Annotated in this window: 18 protein-coding genes; 5 read left to right on the forward strand and 13 right to left on the reverse strand. The window is 71.3% G+C overall.

Annotation, left to right across the window (positions count from 1 at the left end; translation table 11 throughout):
• The first annotated feature begins 180 nt into the window (after nt 1–180).
• A complete protein-coding gene (locus ACFYY7_RS02650) occupies nt 181–1,053 on the forward strand; it encodes a metallophosphoesterase family protein (RefSeq protein ID WP_388656082.1) in 873 nt (290 codons plus the stop codon).
• Nucleotides 1,054–1,126: 73 nt separating this feature from the next.
• Here the strand turns inward: ACFYY7_RS02650 and ACFYY7_RS02655 are convergent, their stop codons facing one another.
• The 5 genes from ACFYY7_RS02655 to ACFYY7_RS02675 all read right to left on the reverse strand — a co-directional run bounded on the left by ACFYY7_RS02655 (nt 1,127) and on the right by ACFYY7_RS02675 (nt 4,988).
• Nucleotides 1,127–2,029: a glycosyltransferase family 2 protein gene (locus ACFYY7_RS02655; protein ID WP_388656085.1), complete on the reverse strand. Its 903-nt coding sequence runs from the start codon at nt 2,027–2,029 to the stop codon at nt 1,127–1,129.
• 107 nt (nt 2,030–2,136) lie between these two features.
• Nucleotides 2,137–2,538 carry a MazG-like family protein gene (locus tag ACFYY7_RS02660; RefSeq protein ID WP_388656088.1) on the reverse strand — a complete coding sequence of 134 codons (402 nt, stop codon included), beginning with the start codon at nt 2,536–2,538 and terminating at the stop codon, nt 2,137–2,139.
• Nucleotides 2,539–2,561: 23 nt separating this feature from the next.
• Nucleotides 2,562–3,488: a PhzF family phenazine biosynthesis protein gene (locus tag ACFYY7_RS02665; protein ID WP_388656090.1), complete on the reverse strand. Its 927-nt coding sequence runs from the start codon at nt 3,486–3,488 to the stop codon at nt 2,562–2,564.
• A gap of 87 nt (nt 3,489–3,575) precedes the next feature.
• A complete protein-coding gene (locus ACFYY7_RS02670) occupies nt 3,576–4,043 on the reverse strand; it encodes a lamin tail domain-containing protein (RefSeq protein WP_388656092.1) in 468 nt (155 codons plus the stop codon).
• Between the two features lie 147 nt (nt 4,044–4,190).
• Nucleotides 4,191–4,988, reverse strand: a complete 798-nt coding sequence (locus ACFYY7_RS02675) for an SDR family oxidoreductase (RefSeq protein WP_388656095.1) — start codon at nt 4,986–4,988, stop codon at nt 4,191–4,193.
• Nucleotides 4,989–5,205: 217 nt separating this feature from the next.
• On the opposite strand from ACFYY7_RS02675, the gene ACFYY7_RS02680 reads away from it, so the two are divergent.
• Complete coding sequence (locus tag ACFYY7_RS02680; protein ID WP_388656098.1) at nt 5,206–6,834, forward strand: alkaline phosphatase D family protein; 1,629 nt, start codon at nt 5,206–5,208, stop codon at nt 6,832–6,834.
• On the opposite strand, the gene ACFYY7_RS02685 is transcribed toward ACFYY7_RS02680, so the two are convergent.
• Nucleotides 6,821–7,837, reverse strand: coding sequence for a Gfo/Idh/MocA family protein (locus ACFYY7_RS02685; protein WP_388657097.1), 1,017 nt, complete (start codon nt 7,835–7,837; stop codon nt 6,821–6,823). The two genes, ACFYY7_RS02680 and ACFYY7_RS02685, sit on opposite strands and share 14 nt — an antisense overlap.
• A gap of 86 nt (nt 7,838–7,923) precedes the next feature.
• Between ACFYY7_RS02685 and ACFYY7_RS02690 the strand changes: the two genes are divergently transcribed.
• The gene (locus ACFYY7_RS02690) at nt 7,924–9,246 is read left to right on the forward strand and encodes a multidrug effflux MFS transporter (protein ID WP_388656101.1); all 1,323 of its coding nucleotides are present in this window, start codon (nt 7,924–7,926) and stop codon (nt 9,244–9,246) included.
• A 54-nt stretch (nt 9,247–9,300) separates the two neighbouring features.
• On the opposite strand, the gene ACFYY7_RS02695 is transcribed toward ACFYY7_RS02690, so the two are convergent.
• Complete coding sequence (locus ACFYY7_RS02695) at nt 9,301–9,951, reverse strand: hypothetical protein (RefSeq protein ID WP_388656104.1); 651 nt, start codon at nt 9,949–9,951, stop codon at nt 9,301–9,303.
• A 65-nt stretch (nt 9,952–10,016) separates the two neighbouring features.
• Complete coding sequence (locus ACFYY7_RS02700; protein WP_388656107.1) at nt 10,017–11,327, reverse strand: hypothetical protein; 1,311 nt, start codon at nt 11,325–11,327, stop codon at nt 10,017–10,019.
• A 141-nt stretch (nt 11,328–11,468) separates the two neighbouring features.
• Here ACFYY7_RS02700 and ACFYY7_RS02705 point away from each other — a divergent pair, with 141 nt between their 5' ends.
• Nucleotides 11,469–12,473: a small ribosomal subunit Rsm22 family protein gene (locus tag ACFYY7_RS02705; RefSeq protein WP_388656110.1), complete on the forward strand. Its 1,005-nt coding sequence runs from the start codon at nt 11,469–11,471 to the stop codon at nt 12,471–12,473.
• A 14-nt stretch (nt 12,474–12,487) separates the two neighbouring features.
• Here the strand turns inward: ACFYY7_RS02705 and ddaH are convergent, their stop codons facing one another.
• Nucleotides 12,488–13,357: a dimethylargininase gene (gene ddaH / locus ACFYY7_RS02710; protein WP_388656112.1), complete on the reverse strand. Its 870-nt coding sequence runs from the start codon at nt 13,355–13,357 to the stop codon at nt 12,488–12,490.
• Nucleotides 13,358–13,641: 284 nt separating this feature from the next.
• On the opposite strand from ddaH, the gene ACFYY7_RS02715 reads away from it, so the two are divergent.
• Nucleotides 13,642–14,388 (forward strand): bifunctional DNA primase/polymerase, encoded by a 747-nt coding sequence (locus tag ACFYY7_RS02715; protein WP_388656114.1) that lies wholly within the window; start codon nt 13,642–13,644, stop codon nt 14,386–14,388.
• Nucleotides 14,389–14,451: 63 nt separating this feature from the next.
• Here ACFYY7_RS02715 and ACFYY7_RS02720 read toward each other — a convergent pair whose 3' ends face one another.
• The 4 genes from ACFYY7_RS02720 to efeO are packed head-to-tail and all read right to left on the reverse strand — an operon-like array spanning nt 14,452 to nt 18,773.
• Nucleotides 14,452–15,390, reverse strand: a complete 939-nt coding sequence (locus tag ACFYY7_RS02720) for a hypothetical protein (RefSeq protein WP_388656117.1) — start codon at nt 15,388–15,390, stop codon at nt 14,452–14,454.
• Entirely contained in the window at nt 15,323–16,309 is a 987-nt protein-coding gene (gene efeU, locus ACFYY7_RS02725; RefSeq protein WP_388656120.1) for an iron uptake transporter permease EfeU, read from the reverse strand. The genes ACFYY7_RS02720 and efeU overlap by 68 nt, the downstream gene beginning before the upstream one ends.
• A 32-nt stretch (nt 16,310–16,341) precedes the next feature.
• Nucleotides 16,342–17,616, reverse strand: coding sequence for an iron uptake transporter deferrochelatase/peroxidase subunit (gene efeB / locus ACFYY7_RS02730; protein WP_388656123.1), 1,275 nt, complete (start codon nt 17,614–17,616; stop codon nt 16,342–16,344).
• A 20-nt stretch (nt 17,617–17,636) separates the two neighbouring features.
• The gene (efeO, locus tag ACFYY7_RS02735) at nt 17,637–18,773 is read right to left on the reverse strand and encodes an iron uptake system protein EfeO (protein ID WP_383768613.1); all 1,137 of its coding nucleotides are present in this window, start codon (nt 18,771–18,773) and stop codon (nt 17,637–17,639) included.
• Nucleotides 18,774–18,844: the final 71 nt, after the last annotated feature.

Raw genomic sequence — 18,844 nt, forward strand, 5'->3', positions numbered from 1 at the left:
TACTCAGCTCCCTCTCCCGGCCCTGCCCTGCCGACGGTCCCGCGCCGCGTCCACGGACGTCTCCATCATCTCTCGGCTCGTTCCGGTCGCCAGTTCCGGCAGCCCGGTTCCGGCCGCCACCGGCCGGGTCGGTCCGCGGTGGGGCACTATTCGTTCAGTCACTGCGTGGGAGGGTTCTGCATGTCCGATCGCACCGATGGAAGCCGCGGTTCTCTGCTGGCGGTGAGCGACCTGCACGTGGGTATGGCGGACAATCGCCCCCTCGCCGAGTCCCTGCGGCCCGGTTCGGACGACGACTGGCTCATCGTCGCCGGTGACGTGGCGGAGCGCATGGCGGACGTGGAGTGGGCGTTGCGGCTGCTCGCGGGCCGGTTCAAGCGGGTGATCTGGACCCCGGGGAACCATGAGTTGTGGACGCCCGAGAGCGATCCGGTCCGGCTGCGGGGCCAGGAGCGGTACGAGCACCTGGTCGGGTTCTGCCGGAGCCTCGGGGTGGTCACCCCGGAGGATCCGTACCCGCTGTGGTCCGGGCCGGACGGGCCGGTGGCCGTCGCGCCGGTGTTCGTGCTGTACGACTACAGCTTCCGGGCGCCGGGCACGGCGACCAAGGAGGAGTCCCTGGCCTACGCGTACCGGACGGGGGTGGTGTGCACCGACGAGTTCCTGCTGCACCCGGACCCGTACCCGAGCCGTGACGCCTGGTGCCGGGATCGGGTGGCGGAGACGGAGAGGCGGCTGGCCGCACACGATCCGAGGATCCCGCTGGTCCTCGCCGGCCACTGGCCGCTGGTGCGCGAACCGACGGACGTCCTGCGGTACCCCGAGTTCGCCCAGTGGTGCGGCACCCGGCTCACCGCCGACTGGCACCGGCGGTTCGACGTGGCGGCGGTGGTCTACGGCCATCTGCACATACCCCGTACGACCTGGTACGACGGGGTGCGCTTCGAAGAGGTCTCCGTCGGATACCCGAGGGAATGGCGCAGACGCGGCCACCCCAGGGGCCTGCTGCGGCAGATCCTCCCGTACGACGAGGACCGGAGCAGCGGCCCATGATGCCGAGCTGCTGAGCCGGACCATGGGCCGGGACGCGGATCCGGGCGTCATGATCCAGCCGTGGACCGGCGGATCAGATGACCGGCGGCCGTCCCAGTTTCGTCATCCGCCACACCGTGCGCCAGCGCATCGGCTGCCTTCGCCCGCACGGGGTACGGACGCCCTCGGCGAAGCCGCCGGCCCAGGCGCGCAGACCCGTCGCCGAGCGGGTGCGGGCCACGGTGAGGAGGGTCCAGGTGCCCAGGTAGGCCGGGACCAGGGGGAGGGGCAGGTTCCGGCGGGCCAGCCAGACCCGGTTGCGGGCCGTCATCCGGTAGTAGACGGAGTGCCTGGCCGGGGAGGTCTTGGGGTGCTGGAGCAGCAGATCGGGCTCGTAGAGGATCTTCCAGCCCGCGTCGAGCGCCCGCCAGGACAGGTCCGTCTCCTCGTGGGTGAAGAAGAACTCCGCGGGCCAGGGACCGGTCTGGGCGAGCATCTTCATGGAGAAGGCGTGGCCGCCGCCCAGGAACGCGGTGACCGGTCCGCCCCGCATCGGGTCGGTGGCGCGCAGCCGGGGCACGTGGCGGCGCTGGGTCTCGCCGTGCTCGTCGGCGATCCGGAAGCCGACGATGCCGAGCCGCGGGTCGGCGGCGAACAGCTCCCGGACCTTGCGGAACACCCCGTTGTCGACCAGGAGCCCGTCGTCGTCGAGCTCGATGACGACATCCACGTCGCCGAACTCCGCCAGCCTCTGCAGGGCGACATTGCGGCCCCCGGGGCAGCCCAGGTTCTCGGGCAGCTCGATCGTCGTCACCCCGCCGGACAGATCGGACAGGCCGGGAAGGGTGCTGAAGTCGGGGAGGGGCGATCCGTTGCCCACCACGACGAGCCGGTGCGGACGGACGTCCTGCCCGGCCACCGAGGCCAGCAGGGCCTCGACCTCCTGCGGGCGATCGCCCATGGTGATGACGGATACGGCGATGCGTGGTTCGGACACGGTCGGCACTCCTGGTCTCGCTCCGGTGCCCGCGATCGTAGCCCCAAGAGCTGGTCGCCCGTTGTTCAGCCACCTGTTGCCGCCCCGCCATGCCCCGTGACCCTGGGTCAGGATGCGGTGCCGGGGGTCTGCGGGGACGGGGCGAGGGGGGTGCGCGGGCGTGCCGCGACGCGTCGCACATGCCGGTCGAAGACGGCTGCCGCGTCGGGGGTGAGGGTGCGCAGGGCCACCATCGCCGTCACGATGACGTCGCAGAGCTCGGCCTCCACGTCCTGCCAGGAATGGCTCGCGCCCTTGCGCGGGTTCTGGCCGGCCGCCCCGATGACGGCCTGGGCGACCTCGCCCACCTCCTCCGACAGCTTCAGCATCCTCAGCAGCAGATCCTGCTCGGGCGGGATGCCGGTCTCCGCGTCCAGCCAGCCGTGCAGCTCGTCGATCGTCCGCCAGGTGCCGTGGTCACGGTCCTCGCGGTCGTGGTCCTCGTGGGCGTGGGTGCTCTGCTGGTCCATGGTGCCCAGCCTGCCAGGACCGGTCAGCCCCCGATGCGGGTTCCGGTTCCGCTCACCCGCACCCGGGCGTCGTCCGTCCGCAGTTCGACCGTGAGCGTGCCGGGGCGGCCCATGTCCTCGCCCTGGTGGAGGGTGAGGACGGCAGCTTCGGGAACGAGGCCCCGGTCGCGGAGATAGGCGCCGAAGGCGGCCGCCGCAGCGCCCGTGGCGGGGTCCTCGACGACGCCGCCGACCGGGAACGGGTCGCGGACGTGGAAGACGTCCGGCGCGGCCCGCCACACCAGTTGCAGGGTCGTCAGGTCCAGCCGGTGCATCAGCGCTTCGAGGCGTGCGAAGTCGTAGGAGAGGTCGGCGAGACGTTCACGGGTCGCAGCGGCCAGCACCAGGTGGCGGGCGCCCGCGAAGGCGATCCGGGGCGGCAGGGCCGGGTCGAGATCGGCGGCCGGCCAGTCCAGCGCGGCGAGCGCCTCGGCCAGGTCGTCGGGGGCGATGTCCATGACGTCCGGTTCGACGCTGGTGAGCGTGGCGCGGAGCTCGGCGCCCTCCCGGGCGACGGTGACCGGCACCGTGCCCGCGAGCGTGTTGAACACCAGGTCGCCGGGGCCGTCGCGCTCGGCCAGGGCGAGGGCCGTCGCGACGGTGGCGTGGCCGCAGAACGGGACCTCGGCCTTGGGGCTGAAGTAGCGGATGGTGTACTCCCGGGCGCCCGGCGCCCCGGCACCGTCCGGTCCGCCACTGTCCCGGTTGCCCTCGCTCGGTTCGTTGTCGGCCGGTTCTCCCCGCCCGGTCAGGAACGCCGACTCGCTGTACCCCAGCTCCGCCGCGACGGCCAGCATGGCGGCGTCGTCGAGTCCGGACGCGTCGAGGACCACCCCGGCGGGATTGCCGCCCTCGGGGTCGGCGGAGAACGCGGTGTAGCGCAGGACCTGGGTATCCGGATGACGGCTCATGCCATAGGTCAACCGTTTCGCGGCCCGGGGCATTCCCACCGGTCGGCCGGAGCGGGGCAGGAGCGCCCCGGGCCGCGGTCGCCCGGCTCAGTGGCAGTTCTTGGTGCCCTTGCCGGACTTCGTCCAGGAGCAGGAGTCCTGGAGCTTGCCGTTCGGCTTGATCAGCCGGGCCTTGTCACCGGTGTTGTTCCACACGTACGAACCGCGGTTCCAGTACACGTTGCCCGACGCGTTCTTGCCCCGGCCGGTGTGGACCTTGACGGTCTTGCCCGCGCCGATGGTGTAGCTGCCGAAGGTGTACGTGTAGCCGGTGTTGTCCTTGAGCTTGTAGCCCTTGAGCTGGAGCTTCGACTTGCCGTTGTTGTGGATGTCCACCCACTCGGCGTTGAGGGACGAGTTGCTGCGGGTGTCCTTGCCGGGGCTGTCGTACTGGATCTTGCCGAGGTGCAGCCCGCCCTGGTGCGAGGCGGCCGAGGCGGGGGCGGAGACGAGCAGCGAGCCGGCCAGGGCGGTGGCGGCCGCCAGGGCGAGGGGAGCCACGGTGCGTATGCGCATGCTGTGTTCCTTGTGTGGAGTTCTGGTGAAGGGGTGTCAGCATAAGGGCAGCGCGCGGCGCCCCGGGGCGCGGGTGCTCATTACGCCCGGGGTGCGGTCATTCGGGCAGCAACTGCCCTTCGTGGGCTGCTCGTCGGGGCCGCCCCGTCAGCCGCGCCCCACGTACGGCATCGCCGTCGCCAGTACCGTCGCGAACTGCATGTTCGCCTCCAGGGGCAGTTCCGCCATGTGGAGGACCGTCCGGGCCACGTCCGCCGCCGCCATCACCGGCTCGACCGCGAGTTCGCCGTTGGCCTGGAGGATGCCGGTCCGCATCTGCTCGGTCATGTCCGTGGCCGCGTTGCCGATGTCGATCTGCCCGCAGGCGATCCGGTACGGACGCCCGTCCAGCGAAAGCGACTTCGTCAGCCCCGTCATGGCGTGCTTGGTCGTGGTGTAGGCGACCGAGTGCGGGCGCGGCGCGTGGGCGGAGATCGAGCCGTTGTTGATGATCCGGCCGCCCTGCGGGTCCTGTTCCTTCATCAGCCGGTACGCCGCCTGCGCGCACAGGAACGCGCCCGTCACGTTCACGTCCACCACCGCTCGCCAGTCCGCCACCGAGAGGTCCTCCACGGGGACGGAACGCGGGCCGAACGTACCCGCGTTGTTGAAGAGCAGATCGAGGCGGCCGAAGCACTCCCGTGCCGAGGAGAAGAGTGCGGTCACGTCCTCGGGGCGGGACACGTCGGCGGGGACGGTGATCACCCGGGCGTGCTCCCCGGCCAGCGCGGCCGTCTCGGCGAGCGGTCCGGGCCGCCGGCCCGCGAGCGCCACCGACCAGCCGGCTCCGGTCAGGGCGAGCGCCACCGCGCGGCCGATGCCGGAGCCCGCGCCCGTCACGACCGCCGTCCTCGGGCCGGACTCCGGACCGGACTCCCGATCGGAATTCAACAGTTTGTTGCTCATGACGCCGCAGCGTACGCCCTGCCGCCCCGAGGGTGCGCGAGGCCGCCCAGGGTCGCACGGGGCCGAGGAGGCGCATGGGATGCGCGCTTTGTCCCCGGGGACCCATTGCTGCCGCACTCCTCATCCCCCCGACGCCCGGACGACGCGAACACGACAGCCGCCCGATGCGCTGGGCCGGTGAACTGCCGCAGTACATCACCAGCCAGGGGAGGGACAGATGACACACTCATCGCACCAGCAGGAGATGCGCGACGCGGCCAGGCAGCTCGGGCGCCGCCGTTTCCTCACCGTCACCGGCGCGGCCGCCGCGCTCGCCTTCTCGGTCAACCTGCCCGCCGCGGGCACCGCGAGCGCCGCCGAGCTGGACGCGAAGAAGATCGGCGACGACCCGTTCACCCTCGGCGTCGCCTCCGGCGACCCGCTTCCCGACTCGGTCCTGCTGTGGACGAGACTCGCGCCGCGCCCCTACGAGCCCGGCAGCGGACTGCCCCGGGCCCGGGTGCAGGTGCGCTGGGAACTCGCCCGCGACGAGCGGTTCTCCCGCGTCGTGCGGCGCGGATCGGCCACCGCCCACCCGGAGTTCGACCACAGCGTCCACGTCGAGGTCAAGGGCCTCGAAGCCGACCGCGTCTTCTACTACCGCTTCCGCACCGGAACGTGGACCAGCCCCGTCGGCCGGACCCGCACCGCGCCCGCCCGCGGCGCCCGCAACAGCTCGCTGAGCCTGGCCGCCGTCTCCTGCCAGGCGTACCACGACGGCTACTTCACCGCGTACAAGCACCTCGCCCAGGAGGACGTCGACGTCGTCTTCCACCTCGGCGACTACCTCTACGAGTACGCCGTCAACGCGACCGGCGGCGCCCGCAACTACACCGACCGCAGGCTCCCCGCCCACTACAACCGGGAGACGGTCACGCTGGAGGACTACCGGCTGCGGTACGGCCTCTACAAGTCCGACCCCGATCTGCGCGCCGCCCACGCCGCACACCCCTTCGTCGTCACCTGGGACGACCACGAGACCGAGAACAACTACGCGGGCGAGACCCCCGAGAACGACGTCCCGCCGGAGGAGTTCCTGCTGCGCCGGGCCGCCGCGTACCGCGCCTACTGGGAGAACCAGCCGCTGCGCGCCCCGCAGCGCCCCACCGGCCCCGACATGAGGCTCTACCGGCGCCTCCAGTTCGGCCGGCTCGCCCAGTTCGACATCCTCGACACCCGCCAGTACCGCAGCGACCAGGCGTACGGCGACGGCTGGCAGACGCCCGGACCGGAGTCCGAGGACCCGTCGCGCACCATGACCGGCGCCACCCAGGAACGCTGGCTGATCGACGGCTGGCACGCCTCGCGGGCCACCTGGAACGTCGTACCGCAGCAGGTCACCTTCGCCCAGCGGCGCGACGTCCCCACCGACGCGTTCAAGCTGTCCATGGACGCGTGGGACGGCTACCCCGCCTCCAGGGCCCGCATCCTGAAGGGCGCCGAGGCCGCCGGGGTCGACAACCTGATGGTGCTGACCGGCGATGTGCACGTCGGCTACGGCTTCGACCTGAAGAAGGACTTCGACGACCCCGCCTCCCGCACCCTCGGTACGGAGATCGTCGCCACCTCCATCAGCAGCGGCAAGGACGGCTCGGACAAGCCCGGCAGCTGGAACAACCAGATGCAGGCCAACCCGCACATGAAGTTCTTCAACGGCCGCCGCGGGTACGCCGTCGTCACACTGGGCCGGGAGCAGGCGCGCGCCGACTACCGCACGGTGTCCGCCGTCACCACCCCCGGCGCGCCCCTCGCGACGGCCGCCTCGTTCGTCACCGAGGTGGGCAACCAGGGCCTCACCCCTGCGTGATGCCGTCCGCCGCGTAGCGGACGCCGATGCGGTCACGTACCGCGTCGAGCGTCCGCATCACGGCCAGTGACCCGTCCAGCGGCACCAGCGGCGACTCCGTCTCGCCCGCCCGCAGCGCCCGCACCACCTCGGCCTGCTCGAACTGCATCCCGCGCAGCCCTGCGGTTCCGGCTCCGGTTTTGGCGGTGAACTCCTCGGGCTCGTGTCCCGGCCGGTGCAGTACGAACCGCTCCGGGTAGAAGAAGCCGCGCGGGAACTCGATCCGGCCCTTCGTGCCCGTGACCGCCGCGGTCTGCGGGGTGTCCGCGACGAGCGAGCAGTTCAGCAGCGCCGAGGCGCCCGCCTCCGACCAGCCCAGCAGCATCGCGGTGTGCAGATCGACGCCCTCGGGGGAGAGCACCGCGTCGGCCTGCACCCGGTCCGGCTCACCCAGCAGCAGCTGCGCGAACGACACCGGATAGACCCCGAGGTCCAGCAGCGCGCCGCCGCCCAGCGCACGGTCGCGCAGCCGGTGCTCGGGCCCGAACGGGCCCGCGAGCCCGAAGTCGGCCTGCACGGTGCGGATCTCACCGATGGCGCCGTCCCGCACCAGCTCCGTCATGCGCCGGATGACCGGGTTGCAGTACGTCCACATGGCCTCCATCAGGAAGAGCCCCCGGTCCCGGGCGAGCTTCACCAGCTCGTCCGCCTCCCGGGCGTTGAGCGTGAACGCCTTCTCGCACAGCACGTGCTTCCCGGCCTCCAGACAGAGCGCCGCCGCCTCCCGGTGCGCCGAGTGCGGCGTGGCGACGTACACCACATCGACCTCGTCGTCGGCGGCGAGCGCGGCCCAGCTGCCGTACGCCCGGGGTATCCCGAACCGCTCGGCGAACGCCTGCGCCGAGGCATCCGTCCGAGACGCGACGGCCACCACTTCCGTGTCCGGCATCGACCGGAGATCCTCGGCGAACGTCGTGGCGATACCGCCGGTCGCCAGCACACCCCACCGCACAGTGCCGCTCATGCCTGTCATGCCTGCTCCCCAAGAGGTCTCGACCAGTCCGGCTGAGCTGAGAGCATAGATGCGGATTCAACGACATGGAGATGGAAATGCCGGAGAGCGGCGCAAGCCGGGCCCAGCAGGAACGCACACACATATCGACCGCCGGAACCGGGGCCACAGAGCCCGGAGCCACCGGCACGACCCCCGGAAAGCCGGCCGCTGCCGAAGCGGCCAGGCGCACCGGACTTCTCGTCACCCTCGTCCTCGGCGGCCTCACCGCGGTTCCGCCGCTCTCCATGGACATGTACCTCCCCGCCCTGCCCGCGGTCACCGACTCCCTGCACGCGCCCGCCGCCACCGTCCAGCTCACCCTCACCGCCTGCCTGACCGGCCTGGCGCTCGGACAGGTCGTCGTCGGCCCGCTGAGCGACCGGTGGGGGAGGCGCAGGCCGCTGCTCATCGGCATGATGATCTACGTCGTCGCCACCGCGCTCTGCGTCTTCGCGCCCACCACCGGGCTCCTCATCGGCTTCCGCCTGCTCCAGGGCCTGGCCGGTGCGGCGGGCATCGTCATCGCCCGTGCCGTGGTGCGCGACATGTACGACGGCGTGGAGATGGCCAGGTTCTTCTCCACCCTGATGCTCATCTCCGGCGTCGCGCCGATCGTCGCCCCGCTGATCGGCGGCCAGGTGCTGCGGTTCACCGACTGGCGCGGGATCTTCGCCGTCCTCACCGTCGTCGGCCTGGTGCTCACCCTCGTCGTCTGGAAGTGGCTGGGCGAGACCCTGCCGCCGCAGGACCGGCACACCGGCGGCCTCGGCGACGCGCTGCGCACCATGCGCGGACTGCTCGCCGACCGGGTCTTCACCGGCTACATGATCGCGGGCAGCCTCGCCTTCGCCGCCCTCTTCTCGTACGTGAGCGCATCGCCGTTCGTCATGCAGGAGATCTACGGCGCCTCGCCGCAGACGTTCAGCCTGCTCTTCGGCATCAACTCGGTCGGCATGATCGTCGTGGGCCAGATCAACGGCAAGATCCTGGTCGGCCGGGTCAGCCTGGACAAGGCGCTCACCTTCGGGCTCTCGGTCATCACGCTCGCCGCGGCCGCACTGCTGCTGATGACGACCGGGGTCTTCGGAGAGGTGGGCCTGTTCCCGGTCGCCGCCGGGCTGTTCGTGCTGATGTCGGCGATGGGGATGGCGATGCCGAACACGAACGCGCAGGCGCTGATGCGTACGAAGCACGCGGCCGGCTCCGCCTCCGCGCTGCTCGGCACCTCGTCCTTCCTGATCGGCGCCATCGCCTCGCCGCTCGTCGGGATCGCGGGCGAGGACACGGCCGTACCGATGGCCGTCGTGCAGCTGGTGTGCGCGGTGGGCGCGATGGCCTGCTTCCTGGGGCTGTGCCGGCCCTGGCGGCGGGCGGCGTGACGCGCACGCTGTGATGTGCATGCCGTGACGCGGGCGGCGGGGCCGTGGCGTGGTTCAGCCCCAGGTCTCGCCGCTGATCATGTCCGGCCCGAAGCAGCGCGAGGCGACGGAGGCGAGTGCCGGTACCGGTCCCTCCTCCATCGAGTGCTTGAAGGTGTGGACCACACAGGTCCGCACCGGATGAGTGGGCCCGCCGGGACTGCCGCAGTGATTGGCGGACAGTGGCCGGTGCTGCGGACGTGCCAGGGCGAAGCAGACCAGCATCGTGCGGTGGTCCTCGAACCAGAGGTGGTCCCTGACCGCCCGGTTGCCGAAGTCCATGCAGTCGAAGACGACGGCGATGTCCTCGGCGCCGTACGGGGCGGCCCGCAGCGCCGGCAGCACATCGAGGATCGCGTCCCCGGACGCGAGCAGCCGGGCCTCCTCGTGCGAGGGGCCCCAGGGCGGCGGGTCGTCGTCCGGCACCGCCGCCGGGTACTCCTCGGTCCGCAGCAATGTGCCGACGGGGGGCCGGTCCCAGCGGGCCTGCCCGCTGACGCTGCCCCAGTTGAGACTGGCGTTGACGCAGAGCTTCCCCGCGAGGAGCGCCCACGGTGTGCGGGCCACACGCTCGCGCGCCAGCTCGACCGCGAGGCTGCCGAACGCCTCCGGCCGCAGGAGAACGGGTTTCGGGGGCGCGATGAAGGCGTCGGTCCAGATTCCCATGTCCCACTTGTAACAGCGGGGTTCGAGCCGGGGCGAACGAGTTTCCGCCCCGGCACCCCACGCCGTTACGAAGACCTCGGGTACCCGATCAGGTGCGGGCGGTCCTTCTCGTCCGTCCAGCGGAACAGTCCGACGCCGTCCGCGGTCTCCATGCCCGGGACGCGCACGTTCGAGGGCAGGGCGCCCGTCGAACCGCTGCGGACGGCGACCGCGACCGGGGCACCGCCGCCGGCCAGGACGTCGGCCGCGTTGCGCGCGCTCGCCGCGCCGTACGCGGTGCCCTCGTCGTTCACCGAGGCCAGGGTCAGCGGCTTCGTGCCGTCCGCGCCCTCGAAGCAGAACCCCCGCTTCGTGGCCAGGTCGAAGGCGAGCGGCCCGGCCACCAGGTAGGAACCCGAGGGCGCGGCGACGAGCTGCGGGTACTGGCCCGGCTTTATCGCGGGCTTGCTGCACTCCACCGAGGCCAGCGGCTTGCCCGTCTCCACGTCGTGCACCACCCACATGTCGTGGGTGGCGGCGCGCTTCGCCTTCTTGTCCAGCTGCCACTTCGCCAGGATCAGGCCCGGGACCACCGACGTCGGCATCCCGCTGAACTTGTCCGTGCCCTTGGGGGCGACATTGCGGCTGAACCAGCCGCCCTGCACCCAGAATTCCTTCGACCCGCTGACCAGCAGGCCCTTCTGCGTCAGCCCGCGCACCTCGGTGAGCTGCTTGCAGGTCTTGCAGCCCTTCGGGTACTTGAGCGCGGACGCCGTGACCTTGGACACCCGGCCGGTCACCGGGTCGACCACCGCGCTGTTCGTCCGGCCGTCGCTGATGAGGATGCCGGGGCCGGTGGTGGAGACCGTCGGGACCGAGTTCCACGGCACCTCGACGCGCCGCCGGGAGCCGTCCTCCACGTCGTAGACGTCCAGCGAGACGATCGTGTCGGCCGGGGTCAGCGCGTTCTCGCCGACCTTTCCGTACGCCCAGGTCACGAAGTACTCGTGGTCGTCGACGGTCACCGCCAGGAGCTTCGGGAACTGGTGCGGCGACGGGGGCCGCCAGCTCTCGCCGTGCCAGCCGGTCTGCCCCGTCTTGGAGTCGATGGTCCGCAGCTGGTACTTGGTCTCCGACTCCCGTACCAGGTAGGCGAGGCGGCCCGTGGTCCGGGAGATCGCGTAGTCGGGCGAGGTCCCGATGAGCTCCCAGCCGCGCTCGGGCGCGTACGCGGAGGGGACGGTGAGCTGTGTCACCTCGGCCGGACTCTTCTTCTTGGCCTGCTTCTCCGGCTCGTCCGTTTCCTTCTCACCGCTGCCGCAGGTGGCGAGCAGAAGAAGCATGGCCAGCACGAGCACTCCGCCGACCAGAACCAGGCGCACGATCTTCTGTCTCATGGTTCCCCTCGATGGGCAATCCCGACCTCGCGGCGGTCAGCGTAGCAACTTGCGTGGGCATCGCGGCAGTTCGGTTACCGTGCAGTTCGGCGCGGATACCGGGGCGGAGGCGGGTCCGTCGGCTTTGCCTACAATTCGTCGGTGAACGCCACCCTCCCCTCCGCGGAAGTCCTGCGCGCGACGCTCGCCGGACTGCTCGACGGACTGCCGCCCAAGCAGGCCGCCCAGGCCGTCGAACGGCTCATCGCCAACTACCGCGGGACCACCCCGACCGACGCGCCGGTGCTCCGCGACCGCTCCGACGTCGCCGCGTACGCCGCGTACCGGATGCCCGCCACCTTCGAAGCGGTACGGTCCGCCCTCGACGCGCTCCGGGAGGCCGCCCCGGACTGGGCGCCCGTCACGCACACCGACGTCGGCGGCGGCACCGGAGCGGCGAGCTGGGCCGTGGCAGGGGCCTGGGAGGGGGAGGAGCCGCGCACCACCGTGCTGGACTGGGCCGAGCCCGCACTCGCCCTCGGCCGTGAACTGGCGGAGCTCTCCGGCATCCCCGCCCTGCGCGCCGCCGAGTGGCGCCGGGCCCGGATCGGCGCGGGCCTCGAACTCGCCCCCACGGACCTGGTCACCGTCTCCTACGTACTCAACGAGCTGACCGCGGACGTCCGCGCCGCCCTCGTGGACACTGCCGCCGCGGCGGCGCAGGCGGTCGTGGTCGTCGAACCGGGCACCCCCGACGGCTACGCCCGGATCATCGAGGCCCGCGACCGGCTGATCGCCGCCGGGCTGACGGTCGCCGCGCCCTGCCCGCACAGCGCGGCCTGCCCGATCGAGCCGGGCACGGACTGGTGTCACTTCTCGGCCCGGGTCAGCCGCTCCTCGCTGCACCGCCGGGTCAAGGGCGGCTCGCTGCCGTACGAGGACGAGAAGTTCAGCTACGTGGTGGCGACCCGCTTCCGGACACAGCCCGTGGCGGCGCGGGTCACCCGCAAGCCGCAGATCCGCAAGGGGCAGGTGCTGCTGGACCTGTGCACCCGCGACGAGGCGCTGCGGCGTGCCACGGTCACCAAGCGGCACGGCGAGCTGTACCGGGCCGCCCGGGACATCGCGTGGGGCGACGAGTGGCCGCCCCCCGGGGAGGACGGCTGACGGCCGCCCAGGCCCTACCCCCGCAGCTCCTGCGTGCAGCACTTCACGCTGCCGCCGCCCTTGAGCAGCTCGCCCAGGTCCATCGGCACCGGTTCGAAGCCCCGCGCCCGCAGCGGATCGAAGAGCCCCGTCGCGGCCTGCGGCAGCAGCACATGGAGCCCGTCGCTCACCGCGTTCAGCCCGAGCGCCGCCGCGTCCGCCTCCTCGGCGATCAGCGCGTCGGGGAAGAGCCGGGCCAGCACCGACCGGCTGCCCGGCGCGAACGCCCCCGGGTAGTACATGATCTCGTCGCCCGCGTCGTCGAGCACGGAAAGGGCCGTGTCCAGGTGGTAGTAGCGCGGGTCGACCAGATCGAGCCCGATCACCGGGCGCCCGAAGAACTCCTGCGCCTCGCCGTGCGAGAGCGGACTGGACCGGAAGCCCCGCCCGGCCAGCACGTACGACGCGGTGACCGCGAAGTCGCCCTCGCCCTCGTTGACGTGGTCCGGCTCATGGATCTCGGTGAAGCCGTTGGCCCGGAACCACTCGCGGTGGGCCCCGGCCTCCTCGTACCGCTCCCGGTACGCGAAGCGGGCGCCCAGCACCCGGCCGTCGATGACGGTGGCGCCGTTGGCGGCGAACACCATGTCGGGCAGCTCGGGGCGGGGGGCGAGCAGCTCCACGGTGTGCCCGAGGGCGCGGTACCGGTCGCGCAGGTCCTCCCACTGGGTCTGGGCCAGGGGGAGATCCACGGGCTTGCTGGGGTCCATCCAGGGATTGATGGAGTACGTCACCCTGAAATGCGTGGGCGCGCACATCAGGTAGCGGCGGGCTGTGGCTTCACGGGCTTCACGAGGCAACGGAGGCTCCTCACGAAAAGGCAGGGGTTGCCTGCCGGGGGGCATCGCACGGGTGTGTGCGTGAGCCCATGGTCCGCTCTCCAGGGCCCCGCGCACAGTGATCCGATCGGGTGGTTCGGCGCCGCCGCCGGCCACGCGGTGCGCGGGCCGGTGCACCGACGCCCGATGTGCGGGCCGGTGCCCTGAGACGCACCCGTCATTTCACGACAAGAAGTGGCATAGTCCCCAGCTCACGGCATCGTCGCCCGTACCCCGCTTCGGGAGTCCGGCCACCCGGGGCGCAGGATGATGGGACCATGGGCAGGGGCAACGCAAAGGTAAGGGGATAGATGGGCGCCGATTTCGGCCGTTATCGCGGCTCAGAGAGCAAATTTTCCCAATGGCTGCGACGCCGACCCAAACCGCAGCAGAGCGCGGTCGACGACACCGCCCGGGAGGCGCTGCTCCTGGCCGTCGCCGAGGCCGGAATGCCGATCGCGCCCGCCGCCCATCCGGTCGGATACCGATGTTCGTGCGAACGCATCGGCTGTCCCACCCCCGCCCGGCACCCGATCTCCTTCGCCTGGCAGACGCAGTCCACCACCGACCGGGCCCAGATCGAGCGCTGGGCCCGCAGCCAGCCGCAGGCCAACTTCATCACCGCGACCGGCATGATCCACGACGTGCTCGACGTGCCGCTGTCCGCGGGCACCCAGGCACTGGAACGCCTTCTCGCCGCCGGCATCGACGTCGGCCCCGTCGCCCGCTCCGGCGACGACCGGATGCTCTTCTTCACCGCCACCCGGGGTACGCCCGAGGACGAGGACGAATGGTGGCCGTGCGAGCTCGACTGCCATCCCGAGACCATGGACGAACATCCGGGGCTGCGGTGGCACTGCCGGGGCAGCTACGTGCTCCTGCCGCCGGCCCTGCTCCCCGGCGAGCTGGACGTGCAGTGGCTGCGCGGGCCGGAGAACCCGCTGCCCGACCCGCTGACCCTGCTGGAGACGCTCACCGACGCGTGCGCGCAGTACGCGGACGCGGCGGACCAGAGCGATCTCGACCACGACTCGGTGGCCTGGCCGCTGAGCCGTTAGGCATTGTCCGCAGGACACCGTCCCGCGGAGGACCGGGGCCGCCCGCGGGCGGCCCCGGTTCCGTCACGAGCCCTTCGCCGCCGTCAGGCCCGGCAGCCTGTTCAGCAGGACGACCTTGCCGCCGTCCTTCGTCGAGCCCTTCTTCGGGACGTACACCAGCTGGCTGGAGACCCGCTCCTTGGTGAGGGTGGACTTCACCTCACCGGTCAGCAGCGCCTCCACGTCGGCGTTGAGCGGCGGACGCAGCCCCTTCGCCGCGGTCTGCCGCTCGAAGTGCTTGCTGCTGAAGAAGACCAGCGCCCCGCCGTCGTCCGTCTCCAGGGCGAGCGGGCCGTACGTACCGCTGTCCAGCGGCTGGTCGATGTACTGGTACGAGAAGCCCGCCCGCCGGGTGGTCCGGCGCGCCTCCCGCCAGCCCGAGGTGGCGGAGCCGGGGGCGAAGACGTCCGGGGCGCCCTTCTGCAGGTACTGGGTGTACTGGGTGCTCAGGTCCTTCGGCGCCACGGCCAGACCGCTGCTGTCCGCGGCCACCGGCCTGGCCCGGCCGTCGTCGTCCTTCGCGAGGGCGGGCAGCCGGGAAGGGGTGACGACCGACAGGTAGGACGCCTTCCACCCGGCGCCGGGCCCGGACTTGACGAAGACGACCAGCCAGCGGGTGTCCAGCTTCCCGCCGTCCTGGTCGCGGTTGGAGTCGGTGTCCGCGAGGAACCACCGCGGCCAGCCGGCCTTCTTGGGGATGAGGTAGTCGGCGTCGGTCAGCTCCAGCGGCGAATGGTTCGGGTTGCCGTCCGGATGGTTCTTCTGCCGCGCCTTCAGCCCGGCCTGGTTGATCGCACCGAGCGGACCGGTGACCCGGTCCGCGTCCAGGGCCGGGTCGTAGGCCTTGTCCGCCGCGTTGTACGCGGAGGTGAAGGCCTTCAGGGCCTGAGCGGCCTCAGACCTGGTTGCCGCCGGTACCACTGCCAGCTCGCCGTGCACCGTCACGCAACCGCTCGCCGTCATCGACAGCACCGTCGCCGTCGCGAGCCCCGTCGCCAGCCGAATCGGCCTCAGGCTTCTCATCCGTTGCTTTCCGCGCCTTCTGATCCGTCGCCCCTCGCGAGAGGGCCCCTCCTGACCGTCCGAACCCTACCGGGGCGAGGAACAGCGCGAGGGTGGGGATCAAATACAGCGCCCACACCGTGATCTGGAGAACGGTCGGGTCGGGCTGGAAGTTGAACGTGCCCTTCAGCAGCGTGCCGTACCAGCTGTCCGGCGGGATCGTGGCGCTGATGTCGAACGCCCGGTTGTGGAGCCCGCCGATGAACTCCGCTTCCTGGAGGTCGTGGACGCCGTACGCGAGCACGCCCGCGGCGACGATCACCAGCATGCCGCCGGTCCAGGTGAAGAACTTCGACAGGTTGATTCTCAGCGCGCCGCGGTAGAACAGCCAGCCCAGCACGACGGCGGCCGCGATCCCGAGGAGCGCGCCGATCATCGGGTGCCAGCCGTCGTCCGCCGCGTGCACCGCACGCCACACGAACAGCGAGGTCTCCAGACCCTCCCGGCCCACCGCGAGGAGCGCCGTGGCGACCAGCGCGCCGGTCCCCATCGCGAGCGCCGCGTCGAGCTTGCCGTGCAGCTCCGTCTTCAGGTGCCGCGCGGTGCGCCGCATCCAGAAGACCATCCAGGTGACCAGGCCGACGGAGACGATCGACAGCGAACCGCCCAGCGCCTCCTGGGCCTTGAACGTCATCTCCTGCGAACCGAATTCGAGCCCGGCGCCGAACGCCAGGCTGACGACGATCGCGATCCCGACGCCGGTCCAGATCGGCACCAGCTTGTCCTTGTTGCCGGTCTTCACCAGATACGCGATGAGGATGCAGACGACCAGGCTGGCCTCAAGGCCCTCACGCAGGCCGATCAGGAAGTTGCTGAACACGTCTCGGTTCTCCTTTTCTGCTTCGAGTCCCGTTACGAGAACAGCGCCCGGCCCCACCAGTCGTCCTTGTCACGGACGCCCGGCGGGACGGCGAAGTGCGCCGAACCCACGTGCTGGATGTACTCGTTGAGTGCGTCGTGCGCCGCGAGGCGCCGCTGCAACGGAATGAACGCCTTGCGGACATCGCGCTGGTAGGCGATGAAGAACAGCCCGGCGTCGAGCCGGCCGAGGCCGTCCGTACCGTCGGTGAACGAGTAGCCGCGGCGCAGGATCGTCGCACCGTCGTTGCTGTCCGGGTGGGCGAGGCGTACGTGCGCGGTCGGCAGCATCGCCTTCAGGAACGGCTCGTCGTGCTCCTTGGACTTGCCGACCGCAGCTCCCTCGCCCTTGTCGCGGCCGAAGACGTCCTCCTGCTCCTGGAGCGAGGTACGGTCCCAGGTCTCGATGTGCATCCGGATGCGCCGGGCCACCAGGTACGACCCCCCGGCCATCCAGCCCGCGTCGTCTTTCCCGCCCACCCACACGTGCTTGTCCAGGGCGGCGGTGTCGGTGCCGGAGATGTTCCGGGTGCCGTCCTTGAAGCCGAACATGTTCCGCGGGGTCTGGGCGTCCGGCGTCGTCGACGACGTCTTGCCGAAGCCCAGCTGGGACCAGCGGATCGCGGTGCGGCCCATGCCGATCCTGGCGAGGTTGCGGATGGCGTGCACGGCGACCTGCGGGTCGTCCGCACACGCCTGGACGCAGAGGTCGCCGCCGCTGCGCGCCGCGTCGAGGTTGTCGCCGGGGAACTTCGGCAGGTCGACGAGCGCCTCGGGCCGCTTGTCCTCCAGGCCGAACCGGCCCTTGGCGAAGAGCGAGGGCCCGAAGCCGATGGTGAGGGTGAGCCGGGACGGCTTGAGCCCCAGCGCCTCGCCCGTGTCGTCCGGCGGGGCCTCGGCGAGACCGCCGTACGCCCCGTCGCCGACCGCGTGACCGGCCGTCATCCGCTCCGCCGCCCGCGTCCACTCCTTGAGCAGCGCGATCAGTTCGGCACGGTCCTTCGTCGTCACGTCGAACGCGGCGAAGTGCAGCCGGTCCTGTACGGCGGTGGCGATACCGGCCTGGTGCGCACCGTGGAACGGCACCGCCGCACCACTGTCCGCGGCGGGCACCGCGTCGCTGCCCGGACGCACCGCGGCGACCGCGCCACCGGCCGCGACGGCGCCGAGCGCGAGACCCGCGCCGCCCCAGCCGAGCAGTGCCCGGCGGGACGGGGCGGGGCCGGCGGTTCCCGCCGGGGTTTCGGCGGCCTGTGTCTGATCGGACATGACCCGGAGCCCTCCGCTCGTTACTTCGTCACCGCGGCGGCGAGCCGGGACAGCGGCTCGGCCAGCGCGTTGACCGCGTCCGACAGTTCCTTGCGGTCCGCCTTGGAGACCTTCTCGTACGAGGTGAACTCGTAGGAGCCCTTGTCCTCGCGGTACTTGTCCAGCAGCGTGTTGAGCTCCGCGAACCGCTTGTCCAGGGTGGTGGTCAGAGCGGCGTCGTTCTTCGAGGCGATCGGCTTCAGCAGCTCGTAGGACTTCTCGGCGCCCTCGACATTGCCCTTGAAGTCGACCAGGTCGGTGTGGCTGTAACGCTCCTCCTCACCGGTGACCTTGCCGGTGGCGACCTCGTCCAGGAGCTCCTTGGCGCCGTTGGCCATCGAGGTCGGGGTGATGTCCGCGGTGCCGACCCGCTTCTGCCAGTCGAGCAGGTCCTTGTAGAGGACGGGGGCGAGGGCCTTCTCCTCGGCGCCCAGCTTCTTGTCCTGCCACAGCGCCTTCTCCAGGCGGTGCCAGCCGGTCCACTTCTGGCCGTCCTCCAGGCCGTCCTCGCGGATGTCGACCTTCGGGTCGATGTCGCCGAAGGACTCGGCGACCGGTTCGGTGCGCTCCCAGCCGAGCCGGGAGTCGGCGTACGCCTTCTTGGCGGCCTCGATGTCACCGGCGGCGACGGCGTCCGTGAACTTCTTGGCCTTCGGCAGCGTCTCGTCGGCCTGGGCCTGGACGTAGGTGCGGTACTCCGCGACGGCCTTGTCCATCTCGGGGCTGCGCTTGGCCGCGGAGGCGCCGGTGATCTCCAGCTTCTGCCGGATGCCGTGGCCCTTCATGCCGGGCTTGCAGGCGATCTCGTACGAACCGGCCTTGATCTCGGCCGTGATGTTGGCCTTGGTGCCGGGGCCGATGTTCTCGCGCTCGGCGACGATGCGGTCGTCCGGGAACAGGACGTAGACCTCGGTGACCTTGGATCCCTTGTTCTCCACGGCCAGTTCGATGTGACCGGCCGGGAGCTTCTTCTTCGACACCTCGCAGGAGTCGTCCTTCGCGACGACCTGGACGGCGCCGTCACCCTTGCCGTCGCTCTTCTGTGCGCAGCCCGTGACGGCGGTCAGAGCGGCCACGGTGGCGGCAGCGGTGACGACGGAGAAACGAACGGCTCGCATACGGGCTCCACATGAGGACGAAGGAGAAGCGGGAGAAGAACAGGACAAAGCCAGGTGAGGCGGACCTAACT

The organism is Streptomyces sp. NPDC001933 (genome assembly GCF_042890955.1).
Lineage (GTDB): Bacteria > Actinomycetota > Actinomycetes > Streptomycetales > Streptomycetaceae > Streptomyces.

Coding starts and splice junctions, on each gene's coding strand:
- ACFYY7_RS02650 (WP_388656082.1), top strand. CDS start 181: ATGTCCGATCGCACCGATGGAAGCCGCGGTTCTCTGCTGGCGGTGAGC.
- efeB (WP_388656123.1), bottom strand. CDS start 17,616: ATGTCCGATCAGACACAGGCCGCCGAAACCCCGGCGGGAACCGCCGGC.
- ACFYY7_RS02665 (WP_388656090.1), bottom strand. CDS start 3,488: ATGAGCCGTCATCCGGATACCCAGGTCCTGCGCTACACCGCGTTCTCC.
- ACFYY7_RS02690 (WP_388656101.1), top strand. CDS start 7,924: ATGCCGGAGAGCGGCGCAAGCCGGGCCCAGCAGGAACGCACACACATA.
- efeO (WP_383768613.1), bottom strand. CDS start 18,773: ATGCGAGCCGTTCGTTTCTCCGTCGTCACCGCTGCCGCCACCGTGGCC.
- ACFYY7_RS02680 (WP_388656098.1), top strand. CDS start 5,206: ATGACACACTCATCGCACCAGCAGGAGATGCGCGACGCGGCCAGGCAG.
- ACFYY7_RS02695 (WP_388656104.1), bottom strand. CDS start 9,951: ATGGGAATCTGGACCGACGCCTTCATCGCGCCCCCGAAACCCGTTCTC.
- ACFYY7_RS02670 (WP_388656092.1), bottom strand. CDS start 4,043: ATGCGCATACGCACCGTGGCTCCCCTCGCCCTGGCGGCCGCCACCGCC.
- ACFYY7_RS02720 (WP_388656117.1), bottom strand. CDS start 15,390: ATGACGGCGAGCGGTTGCGTGACGGTGCACGGCGAGCTGGCAGTGGTA.
- ACFYY7_RS02685 (WP_388657097.1), bottom strand. CDS start 7,837: ATGAGCGGCACTGTGCGGTGGGGTGTGCTGGCGACCGGCGGTATCGCC.
- ACFYY7_RS02700 (WP_388656107.1), bottom strand. CDS start 11,327: ATGAGACAGAAGATCGTGCGCCTGGTTCTGGTCGGCGGAGTGCTCGTG.
- ACFYY7_RS02715 (WP_388656114.1), top strand. CDS start 13,642: ATGGGCGCCGATTTCGGCCGTTATCGCGGCTCAGAGAGCAAATTTTCC.
- ACFYY7_RS02660 (WP_388656088.1), bottom strand. CDS start 2,538: ATGGACCAGCAGAGCACCCACGCCCACGAGGACCACGACCGCGAGGAC.
- ddaH (WP_388656112.1), bottom strand. CDS start 13,357: ATGCCCCCCGGCAGGCAACCCCTGCCTTTTCGTGAGGAGCCTCCGTTG.
- ACFYY7_RS02675 (WP_388656095.1), bottom strand. CDS start 4,988: ATGAGCAACAAACTGTTGAATTCCGATCGGGAGTCCGGTCCGGAGTCC.